Source organism: Microcoleus sp. A003_D6, assembly GCF_036702825.1.
Classification (GTDB): domain Bacteria; phylum Cyanobacteriota; class Cyanobacteriia; order Cyanobacteriales; family Microcoleaceae; genus Microcoleus.
The window spans coordinates 1-11,241 of the sequence record NZ_JAUBWA010000170.1 but is presented as its reverse complement, the minus strand read 5'-3'; the positions used below and the strand labels follow the sequence as shown (position 1 = coordinate 11,241).

At 47.1% G+C, this 11,241-nt stretch carries 9 protein-coding genes; 6 read left to right on the top strand and 3 right to left on the bottom strand.

Translation table 11 applies throughout. The features are described 5' to 3' along the window. Positions 1 to 292: 292 nt before the first annotated feature. Positions 293 to 784: a GNAT family N-acetyltransferase gene (locus QUB70_RS29345; protein WP_332985164.1), complete on the bottom strand. Its 492-nt coding sequence runs from the start codon at positions 782 to 784 to the stop codon at positions 293 to 295. Between the two features lie 214 nt (positions 785 to 998). Beyond that, positions 999 to 2,072 (bottom strand): tRNA (adenosine(37)-N6)-threonylcarbamoyltransferase complex transferase subunit TsaD, encoded by a 1,074-nt coding sequence (tsaD, locus tag QUB70_RS29340; protein ID WP_332985162.1) that lies wholly within the window; start codon positions 2,070 to 2,072, stop codon positions 999 to 1,001. Between the two features lie 342 nt (positions 2,073 to 2,414). On the opposite strand from tsaD, the gene QUB70_RS29335 reads away from it, so the two are divergent. The 4 genes from QUB70_RS29335 to ilvN all read left to right on the top strand — a co-directional run bounded on the left by QUB70_RS29335 (position 2,415) and on the right by ilvN (position 5,277). Further along, a complete protein-coding gene (locus QUB70_RS29335; protein WP_332985161.1) occupies positions 2,415 to 2,903 on the top strand; it encodes a Photosystem I reaction center subunit III in 489 nt (162 codons plus the stop codon). A 117-nt stretch (positions 2,904 to 3,020) separates the two neighbouring features. Further along, positions 3,021 to 3,149 carry a photosystem I reaction center subunit IX gene (gene psaJ / locus QUB70_RS29330; RefSeq protein ID WP_172188099.1) on the top strand — a complete coding sequence of 43 codons (129 nt, stop codon included), beginning with the start codon at positions 3,021 to 3,023 and terminating at the stop codon, positions 3,147 to 3,149. A gap of 381 nt (positions 3,150 to 3,530) precedes the next feature. Further along, a complete protein-coding gene (locus QUB70_RS29325) occupies positions 3,531 to 4,343 on the top strand; it encodes a carbon-nitrogen hydrolase family protein (protein ID WP_332985159.1) in 813 nt (270 codons plus the stop codon). A 415-nt stretch (positions 4,344 to 4,758) separates the two neighbouring features. Then, a complete protein-coding gene (ilvN, locus tag QUB70_RS29320) occupies positions 4,759 to 5,277 on the top strand; it encodes an acetolactate synthase small subunit (RefSeq protein ID WP_293128958.1) in 519 nt (172 codons plus the stop codon). 411 nt (positions 5,278 to 5,688) lie between these two features. On the opposite strand, the gene QUB70_RS29315 is transcribed toward ilvN, so the two are convergent. Next, positions 5,689 to 9,219, bottom strand: a complete 3,531-nt coding sequence (locus tag QUB70_RS29315; protein WP_332985158.1) for a sensor domain-containing protein — start codon at positions 9,217 to 9,219, stop codon at positions 5,689 to 5,691. A 133-nt stretch (positions 9,220 to 9,352) separates the two neighbouring features. Here QUB70_RS29315 and QUB70_RS29310 point away from each other — a divergent pair, with 133 nt between their 5' ends. Continuing rightward, positions 9,353 to 10,354 (top strand): zinc-dependent alcohol dehydrogenase family protein, encoded by a 1,002-nt coding sequence (locus QUB70_RS29310; protein ID WP_332985157.1) that lies wholly within the window; start codon positions 9,353 to 9,355, stop codon positions 10,352 to 10,354. Between the two features lie 219 nt (positions 10,355 to 10,573). Continuing rightward, a partial coding sequence (locus QUB70_RS29305; protein ID WP_332985155.1) for an RNA-guided endonuclease InsQ/TnpB family protein occupies positions 10,574 to 11,241 on the top strand: 668 nt, incomplete at its 3' end.

The window sequence follows — 11,241 nt, the reverse complement described above, 5'->3', positions numbered from 1 at the left end:
CGCGAGCTTTGAGTGGTGCTTTCTGTCGTTTCAGATTTCTTCTCCCCACAATAAAACCACCCTGCCTAACCCCCCTTCTTAAGGGGGGGACAAGAGTGTTCAAAGTCTCCCTTCTTAACGGGGAAGAGTCTTCTCTTTCGTCCCCTTAAGAAGGGGGGACAAGAAAGAGCATTCAAAGTCAACCCCTACTCCCCTTCTTAAGGGGGATTTAGGGGGATCTGGCCTCGGCTATAAGCGAGAGATACAAAGGTTTTTAATCTTAAGTTAACACGATAAAAGCATTGCGGTGTTCCTACGGACAACGCAAACCCAGAATTACGACATCTCTTTCAACGCCGTCAAGTTCGGCAACTTGTGGCAGATATCCCCACCGCTGAAAGCCAAATTTCTCGAACAATCTTACACTCGGCTGATTGTGAGCAAAAATTAGGCCTATGAGAGTTTTAAGTTGCAATTCAGGGCTTCGGACAATTGCCGATTGCAATAAATTTTGTCCGATTCCGCAGCGTTGGCGATCGGGTGCGACATAGATGCTAACTTCTGCTGTATGCTGATAGGCGGCGCGTCCGTAGAAAAGCTGAAAACTCAGCCAGCCAACAATATTTTCTTCTGATTCGATTACCCAAATGGGCAAGAAATTGGGGGAGTGTTCTCTGTACCACGCGAGGCGGCTTTCGACTGAGACTGGTTTTAAATCTGCTGTAGCCATTCTGCCCGGTATTGCTGCGTTGTATATTTGGACAATTGCGGGTAAATCGCTTTCTACTGCATCGCGGATTTTCATCGTTTGGTTGACGGTTGACTGTTGACTGTTAACTAATGACTAATGACTAATGAATGTTGACTAATGACTGTTAACTAATGACTGTTAACTAATGACTGTTAACTAATGACTAATGACTGATGACTAATGACTGATGACTAATGACTAATGACTAATGACTAATGACTAATGACTAATGACTAATGACTGATGACTGATGACTGATGACTAATGACTAATGACTCTTGTACAGTTCCATGATTTCACTAACAGCCATTCGCGAATTTGCTCCCAAAGTCAGCGGCGATGTGTGTCCTCGCTGCAAGTGTTCTGCCGCCGCACAGCCGATCATTGCTGCGTTGTCCGTGCAATATTTTAATGGGGGAAACAATACTCGCAAGTTGTGTTTGGCGGAGGCTGCTTGTAAGTGTTTTCGCAGTCCGCTGTTTGCTGCTACTCCGCCGCCGACTACAATAGTAGTGAGTCCGAAATTTAAGGCACAGTCGATCGCTCTTTTTGTTAAACCCTTAGCTACTGTTTCTTGAAAGCTGGCCGCAATATCATTAATTGTAGAGGCAGACAAGACGCCTTCGCTATTCACATTGTTATTTTGTTTTTTGAGTTTCTGTACTAATTGCAAAACTGCTGTTTTCAACCCGCTAAAACTGCTGTCGTAGGGATGATAGCCGCCTCCCGGCAGCGAAATTCTGCCTTCTGGCAGGGGGTATGCTTGGGGATTGCCAAGGGCCGCCAATTTGTCAATCAGCGGCCCGCCCGGATATCCTAGCTGCAACAGTCTCGCGACTTTATCAAAAGCTTCGCCGGCCGCATCGTCGCGCGTTTGTCCTACAGTTTCGTAAACGCCGCAATCTTTGACGTAAATTAAGCTGGTGTGTCCCCCAGAAACTAACAAACACAAAAACGGCGGCTGCAAGTCGGGTTCGGTAAGGTAAGAAGCGTAGATGTGCCCTTCGAGGTGGTGGACGCCTAAAAAGGGTTTTTGGCGCACTATTGCCAAGCTTTTCGCCGCTGTCAGCCCGACTAACAATGCACCTACTAAACCGGGGGCACAAGTCGCTGCAATACCGTCAATTTCTGACCAACTGAGGTTGGCTTCACACAGACACTGGGCAATTACCTGATTTAGCATTTCTAGGTGACTCCGCGAAGCCACTTCGGGCACTACCCCGCCATACTGCTCGTGGATTTTAATTTGTGATGCTACAACATTGCTGCAAACTTGACGATTCTTAACAATTGCTGCTGCTGTTTCGTCACAACTTGTTTCGATCGCGAAAATGGTTGCCATTAACTGGTAATTTAATTTGATAGGTTAGCTATTGCTATTGCTAGCTTAACTAATTCGGCGCAAGTCCCCCGCTATACTTGTACTCAGGTTATGGCAATCGGGAGCATCTGCCCCCCCAAACGACAAGGCTTGGCTTTCATCGGATGCAAGGAAGTAATATCCTCGCGGTATTGCTAGCTCGGCACTAACCTATGAAACGCGAATCCCTCATTCTATTGGGCTTTGCCGCATCAATGATGGATACTTTGCACTGTCAACAAATGCGGTAATCTGGATTCGCGATCGGCAAGTTGAAATGCTTGTAAAAAAACTTATTGTTTTGTAACAAAAGGAAACAATTCCATGCGACGATTGTTTGCTGCAATTTTAGTGTTGAGTGTCTGGATCAGTTTTGCTCCAGTTGCTTCGGCTTACAATTTAGTGCCGTGCAAGGACTCTCCCGAATTCAAGGAACTGGCTAAAAATGCGCGTTCTACGAATGGCGACCCGGCATCTGCCAAAGCGCGGTTCGAGCGCTATTCTCAAGCTTTGTGCGGCCCGGAAGGATACCCGCACTTAATCGTAGACGGCAACTTGAGCAAAGCAGGCGACTTTTTGATTCCTAGCATACTGTTTTTGTATATTGCTGGTTGGATTGGTTGGGTGGGCCGTTCTTATCTGCAAGTTACCAAAAAATCAGCAACGCCAGAGGAAAAAGAGATTATTATCGACGTTCCTTTGGCAATCAAGTGTATGCTGAGCGGTGTTTTATGGCCTCTGGCAGCTCTCACGTCAATCACCAGCGGTGAAATGTTTGCCAAGGACGACGAAATTACTGTTTCCCCCCGCTAAAATTGGGAAATCCAGAAACCCTAATAGCTAACAGTTAATCAATTAACTGCAAGTTAGCAATTAGGCGTAGACCGATCGGCAATTACCAACTGTCTCAAATTTTCAGGAGCAGAATTCATGCAATACTTTGTCAAGTTTCTCTCGACCGCGCCAGTATTGGCAATCCTTTGGATCTCAATTCAAGCGGCTGGTTTGATTGAATTTAACCGCTTTTTCCCCGACCTGCTTTTTCATCCGATGCCTTAAGATTTGAGCGAAATTAGGTAGCAAAATCGAGGGCAAAAAAAGTTGAGAGTTTTGAGTTTTGAGTGATGAGTTAAAGGTTAATTGAAAACTCAAAAATCAAAACTCTCAAACCATACCAGTTCGTGCCATACAGCGCATAAATGGGTAAAATCCAAGGATATCAACTATTTAGTTATCAAATTAGTTACCAATGATTAATGACTAATGACTAATGACTACTGACTACTGACTACTGACTACTGACTACTGACTACTGACTACTGATGACTAATGACTAATGACTACTGACTACTGACTACTGACTACTGACTACTGACTACTGACTAATGACTAATGACTAATGACTACTGACTACAGACTAATGACTAATATTGTGAATCGATGAAGTCTTATCTCGCCGCAGCAATTCAAATGACTAGCTTGCCTGACCTGCAAAAAAATTTGGTTCAGGCAGAGGAATTAATCGACCTGGCAGTGCGTCGGGGTGCGGAGTTAGTTTCCTTACCAGAAAATTTCTCGTTTATGGGAGAAGAGGAGGAAAAGATTGCTCAAGCAGAGGCGATCGGACTCCAAAGCGAAAAATTCCTCAAAACGATGGCCCAACGGTTCCAGGTAACGATTCTCGGCGGCGGATTTCCCGTGCCGACTCCAGGGGGGAAGGTATACAATACTTGTTTGCTGGTAGACCCAAACGGCACTGAAGTGGCAAGGTACAGAAAAGTACATTTGTTCGATGTGGATGTTCCCGACGGCATTACTTACAGGGAATCGAACACTGTGAAAGCTGGTGAAGATTTGCCGTCGGTTTATGTGTCGCCGGAGTTGGGGACGCTGGGACTTTCGGTGTGCTATGACGTGCGGTTCCCGGAAGTGTACAGGCATTTGTCGTACAAGGGGGCTGATATTTTGTTCGTGCCGGCGGCGTTTACTGCTTACACTGGCAAGGATCACTGGAAGGTTTTGTTGCAAGCTAGGGCGATCGAGAATACTTGTTATACGATCGCCCCCGCCCAGACTGGACACCACTACGGCCGCCGTCAAACTCACGGTCACGCGATGATTGTAGACCCTTGGGGTGTGGTTTTGGCGGATGCTGGAGAGGAACCGGGTGTGGCGATCGCAGAAATTAATCCCGATCGGCTAGAACAAGTCCGCCGACAAATGCCGTCCCTGGAACACCGAGTTTTTCTGTGAAGGAATTTTGAGACCAATTGGTCTCAAAATTTCAGTCCCCGTCAGGGACAAGACCTGAAAAGTTTTTCTTCGATGGAGTAATTGTGTACGTTCGTACACAAAAAAACTTAGATCGCGTGCGCCCAGAACTGAGTTGGGGCGGGTTTACGGTTGAGATAAAGCCGATCCCCCCTAACCCCCCTTCTTAAGGGGGGGACAGGAGTGTTATCAAAGTCAACCCCTACTCCCCTTCTTAAGGGGGATGCGAGGGGGATCGAGACGGGTAAAAGCGAAATTGATCGAGGGGTTTTTTCCCGGAGTTGAACAGCGAATAACTCGCGATAATATGTCTAAGGCAGGTTCAATGACCGTGCAGTTCTGCTAAAAGGGGAATTGGCGACAGTAGAATTGCACAAAATGCGTCTTTTTGGGAGAAATGAAACACACTCTTTCGGTTTTAGTTGAAGATGAAGCGGGTGTCCTCACTCGAATTGCTGGTTTGTTTGCTCGTCGGGGTTTTAATATTGAAAGTCTGGCCGTCGGCCCGGCGGAGCAAGTGGGAGTGTCTCGGATTACGATGGTTGTACCGGGTGATGACCAGATTATCGAGCAGTTGACCAAGCAACTGTACAAGTTGATTAACGTGCTTAAAGTTCAGGATATAACGGAAATTCCCTGTGTGGAACGGGAGTTGATGTTGCTGAAAGTTAATGCTGCTAGCGGGACGCGATCGGAGATAATTGAGTTAGCTCAGATTTTTAGAGCGCGAGTGGTGGATATTGGTGATGATACGCTGACATTGGAAGTTGTCGGAGATCCGGGTAAAATGGTGGCGATCGTCCAGGTTCTGAATAGATTTGGGATTAAGGAAATTGCTCGGACTGGTAAAATTGCCATGACGCGGGAGTCGGGGGTAAATACTGAGTTTCTTAAGTCTTTGGAAGCGAAAGTTTAACGAAGAAGTCATTGGTCATTGGTCATTGGTCAGGAGTCATTGGTCAGGAGTCATTGGTCATTAGTCATTGGTCATTAGTCAGGAGTCATTGGTCAGGAGTCATTGGTCATTAGTCATTGGTCATTAGTCAGGAGTCAGAAAGAATGTTTTAACTTTTAACTTTCGACTTCCCATGACGAATGATCGATGACCAATGACCAAGGATATCGTGTCCGTTACGTCGGAATCATAATTTTCCGAGTTCAGGAATCTGATTCAGCTCAGCTCGCTCTTCGAGACGATCGCACTGCTTTATCATTCCGATGTAACCCAATTGGATCTGACCAATTCCCCATCACCAAGGACTAATAACTAATCACCAATGACCAATAACTAATGACCAATGACTAATGACTAATGACCAATGACTAATTACCATTTAGGTTGACTTTCTATCAAAAGTGTGGCTGCGATGCCGTCTACCGCCTTCGAGAAAAAGTATCCCTGTCCGTATTCGCATTGCAGTGCTCTGAGTAAATTAAGCTGTTCGATGGTTTCGATTCCTTCAGCAATTACATCCATGCCTAAATGACTGGCTAAAATTAAAATAGTCTGTACGATGGCTTCGTTTCCTTCATCTTCAGTCATGCGACTGACAAAAGCTCGATCGATCTTTAAAGCGTCAGTGGGAAAAGTGTGCAGGCGGCTCAAGGAAGAATAGCCAGTGCCGAAATCGTCAATATATAATTGAATTTCTAATTTTTTCAATTCCGCTAAGATAGCGGCTGCTGATTCCGCATTGTCCATGATGACGCCTTCAGTAATTTCTAACTTTAAAGTGCGGGGGTCAAGCTGAGTTTCTTGTAAAATTTCGCGAAGGCGATCGATTAAATCCGGTTGTTTAAATTGTTGGTTAGAAAGGTTGACGCTGACAGTCAGCGGCGGATTTGCTGGGAATTTTTGGTGCCACTGGTGGATCTGACGGCAAGCCGATCGCATCATCCACCAACCAATAGGTATAATCAATCTAGTTTCTTCTGCTAATAAAATAAACTCGCCGGGAGATACTACACCCCGCACCGGGTGAGACCACCGCAGCAGCGCTTCAAAACCGCTGATTCTACCGCTAGTTAGAGAGACGATAGGCTGGTAGTAAAGCCGAAATTCCTTGGAGTCTAGAGCGCGCCGCAAATCGTTTTCCAGTTGCAAAAGGGCGACGGCGCGAGTGTGCATACTTAAGTCAAAAACTTCGTGGCGAGCTTTGCCCAATGCCTTAGCGTGATACATGGCAGCATCTGCATCTCGGAGCAGTTCTTCTGGTCGATCGTACAATATTTGGAATGGAGCCAGGGGAACAGGGGAGTCGGAAGATAAGCAAGACAAAGAAGTTTCCCGATCGATATTTTCCAGATTTCCGGGGCTAAACAGTTCGCTGCTCTCTTTTGGATGCTGCCGCAAACCAGAACAAACAATGCCAATGCTAGCACTGGTAAAAACTTGATATTCGTTGAGGTAAAAAGGCTCTGCCAGTTCCGCTTGCACTCGTTCGGCAATGTGCGTCGCATTCTCGATGTTTGTGATATTTTCCAGCAAAATAGCGAATTCGTCGCCGCCGAGACGGGCAACGGTATCTCCAGCGCGCAAACAGGTTTCCAGGCGCTGCGCGATCGCGATCAGCAACCGATCGCCGACTAAATGCCCCAAACTGTCGTTAACAACCTTAAAGCGGTCGAGATCGATAAACAGCACCGCAAACCAAACTTCGGGACGGCGTTTTGAAAGCTCGATCGCGTGTCCCAAGCGATCCATAAATAAAGATCGGTTCGGCAAACCCGTTAGCATATCGTGCAAAGCATCGTGTACTAACTTGTCTTCTGCTATTTTGCGGAGGGTAATATCTTCGACAGTGCCTTCGTAGTAAAGCAAATTGCCGCCAGCGTCGCGAACAGCCCGGCCGTTCTCGGAAACCCAGATGGCGGTTCCGTCAGCCCGGTAAACTTGAGACTCAAACTCAGACACAAAACCGTCTTTTTCGATCTCGCGCAAAAACTCGCTGCGGCGGTTGGGATCGACGTAGAGTTGGCGGTCGATGTCGCGGATGTTTGCGATCAGTTCGGCGGCCGAGGAGTAGCCGTAAATTCTCGCCAAAGCAGGGTTAGCGCTGAGGTAGCGCCCGTCATAGGTCGTCTGGAAAATTCCCTCGATCGCGTTTTCAAAGATGCTGCGGTATTTCTCTTCGGCCTGTTGCAGCGCGAATTCTGCTTGCTTGCGATCGCTGATATCGGTCAGCGTGCCGAGATAGCCCAGAACTTCCCCGCTTTTGGCAATTTCCGGGACTGCTTGCCAAAATACCCAAGTTGTGAGGTCGCCGTTGCAAAAGCGGTACTCTAACTTACAAGGCAACTTCTCTTTGACAGCGCCATACCACTGGCTCAAAACGCGCGATCGGTCTTCGGGATGCAAAGTTTGCGCCCAACCTTCGCCCAGTGCCTTTGGCGCAGTCAGTCCCGCCATCTCCAAAAATCGCTCGTTGACGTACAAGCAATCTCCAGCAGCGTCGGCGCGGAAAATCCCGACCGGCAGTATTTTTGCCAAGGTGTAATAGCGGTATTCGCTTTCTAGCAGCGCGCTGTGAGCTACTTTAGTTTCCGTGATGTCAAACATTGCACCTTGAAAGATGACGGACTTGCTTGCTTCATCGCGAACTGCGATCGCTCGATCCCGGAACCAGACCACTCGGCCGTTGCGGGCGATCGCGCGGTATTCTGAAACCAGCGGCCCCTCGCAGAAGATATCTTCTCCGTCGGTGAATTTCTGTGTGGCGTTTTCAACTAACACGCGGTCGCGGTCTGCTGGGTGAACGAGTTTCAGCCACAGGTCGGGGTCAGCCCTCCATTCAGCTACAGAATAACCGAGAAAAGTCTCGATTTGCGGGCTGATGTAAAGTTTGGCAGCGCTGCGGTTGAGGGGAGAAATGTAGGTGACAGCCGGCATTTGTTCTACAAGGGCGCAGTATTTCGCTTCTACGGTGCAGAGTGCTGCTTCTAGGCGCTGCCGCTCTAATTCGGCGGCGGCCCGTCCGGCAAAGATGCTGAGAATTAGTCGGAATTTGGCAAGATGTGCTTCCAGCAAGGGTCGATCGTGGAAAATACAAATAATCCCTAAAGGTTCGCCGTAAGAGTTTTTGAGCAATGCTCCCAGGAAACTGCGCGCACCTGTAACAACCTGTCTGCGGTCTTCTGGGAAGGTTTCCTGGAGGCAGTCTGGACAGGAGTACATTGCCTGCTCGAACACCAGCGCTTCGGGAGTATTGGCGGTGTCGCATTCAAAGTTTGGCTGCCACCGTCCGTCGCTCCAAAAACTGATAACTTGCAGTCGATCGGGATTAGCATCGGCGCGTTCGATCGACTTAATCGATTTGGCAGCGATGGCGCTGCGAACTCCGAGTGCGGAGGCTAAGTGACGAACTAAGGCATCAAAGAATTCTGCTCCCCCGGGCGAGTCAGTACCTGCTAGGATGTCGCCCAGCAAGTCTTCTTCTAATTGCGCGGAAGTGCTGACTTTGGGAGGGCGAGATCGATTTTCCCCGATCGAACCTTCCACGCTCAGACTTATGATTTTGCTGCTTCCAGGTTCGAGAACAGGCAAAGAATTCACTGTTGGGCGCTGTTGCTGGCCGAAGAATAGAGCGTCGCCAATACCTAAAACTTTACCCAAGAAGCTGTCAGTTGGTGCTAACAAATTTGTGTTGGGGAAAATCAAAAAATTTTTCCTAATTTTTAATCCTGTAGGTAAATCGTCGGGGTTTAATTCTGGCAACTGTTGTTGTTCTTGTCCCTGGGGCCGACTGGGGGGCTTTCGCTGCACTTTAAGATAAATCGCGATCGCCAAGGCTAAAGTCGCCGATAATCCCAGAAGGTATGCAAGAATTTCAAAGTAAAAAAATAAATCTAGATCGAACATCGATTAGCACCGCTCGACAATTGTTGTAGTTACCTGAAGCCAATCTCTTTAAAAATAACTAAGTATCGTCACGGATGGGTAACGAATACAAGGTAGGATCGCAGTGAAGGCGACAAGTGAGTGAACACCCCTAATGAAAGCGATCGTTTTTGAAACGCCCGGAAGCCCGTCCGTATTGAGACTGCAAGATATCCCAGCCCCTACTATACAAACAGAAACTGATGTTTTGGTACGGTTGCGGGCGGCGGGTATCAATCCAATAGATACTAAATTGCGATCGCGCGGCACTTTTTACCCCGAGAAAATTCCTCACGTTTTGGGGTGCGACGGTGCTGGAGTCGTAGAGGCTGTCGGTGCTGCTGTGCAAAGTTTCCAAGTCGGAGACGAGGTTTTTTTCTGCAATGGGGGTTTGGGCGGGTCGATCGGTACTTATGCTGAGTTTGCCGTTGTAGAAGAACGCTTTCTCGCCATCAAGCCTGCTGCTTTAAGTTTTGCGGAGGCGGCGGCTGCACCGTTAGTTTTAATTACAGCATGGGAATCGCTGTACGATCGAGGGCGCATGATGGCCGGCCAAAAAGTGCTGATTCAAGCTGGTGCCGGCGGTGTCGGGCACGTCGCGGTACAGTTGGCTTCGTTGCATGGTGCTGAGGTTTGCACGACTGTTAGTTCTCAGGAAAAAGCCAATTTTGTCAAGCACTTAGGCGCAGATTCAATTATTTTATATAAAAATACCGATGTTGTCGATGAGGTTTTGACTTGGACTCAGGGACAAGGAGTTGACTTGGCTTTCGATACAGTCGGGGGAGAAACTTTTTACCAAACTATTCCGGCTGTGAAAATTTATGGAGATTTGGTAACAATTTTGGAACCAGACCCGGCTTTGGGCAATTTGAAAACAGCGAGAATGCGCAATCTGCGAATTAGTCTGGAATTAATGTTAACACCGATGCTGCAAGGTTTGGTGGAGGAACAGCAACAGCAGGCTCATATTTTGCAGCAGTGTACTCGTTTGTGCGATCGCAACTTGCTTAAAATTCACGTCAGCCAAACTTTCCCCCTAGAACAAGCCGCTTCCGCGCATGAATTGTTAGAAACAGGTTCTGTTACCGGGAAAATAGTTTTGCTAATTTCCTAAATCTCAAATCCTAAATTTTAACTATCAGCCGGGAAGTCCCTCTGTGTATTTAGAGGGGATAAATCTGAGCGTAAGCGAAGTACCCCGAATAAATCACAGCAGGGATGTCCAGAAGCGTCGCTCGTCGCGGACATAGACCGACAATTATATTTGAATTAGTGTTGTATTTTCGGCACAGCTTAACTATACTATAATAAGGTCGAAAAAAGAAAGTTTCTAATGCAATTAACTACAAGCTACCGCATCAAACCCACAAAAACTCAGTTAGCAACCATCGAAAAACATCTAGAACTCTGTCGCAGGCAGTACAATTATCGACTGGGCGAAAGGTTTAGGTGGTGGGAATCCACGAGAACCCCTATCAACGCTTGTCCTTTGACTGCATCTATAGTCCCTGTTGAGGAGATTTACCAAAATATCCCCTTAACGAGAACACAAACTAGGGATGGCAGAAAAAAGGATGAATCTGGCAATCCTCTAACCAAGAAAGGTGATGTTTTTTCAAACATTGAAGGCGGTTACGTTCAATGGCAAACCATACAGTTAGCTGACTTAAAAAACACTAAGAAAATACTCCCTGAATATAAGAACTTGGATTCTCAGGTTTTGCAGGATGTGGTTAATCGAGTCGAAACTTCTTTCTCGAATTTTATAACACCGGACAAAAATGGTAATCGTAGGGGCAAGCCTAAGTTCAAAGGTTTCCACTACTACAAATCTTTTACTTACCCTCAATTAGATAATCTCGACATTATCAAGGATGAGCAAAATAGAATTTGTATTGACCTTGCAAAAATAGGTCAAGTACCAATGGTATTCCATCGCTCAATACCAGCAGGTTTCAAGGTTAAGACGGGGACGATTATTAGAGAAGCGGATGGGTGGTA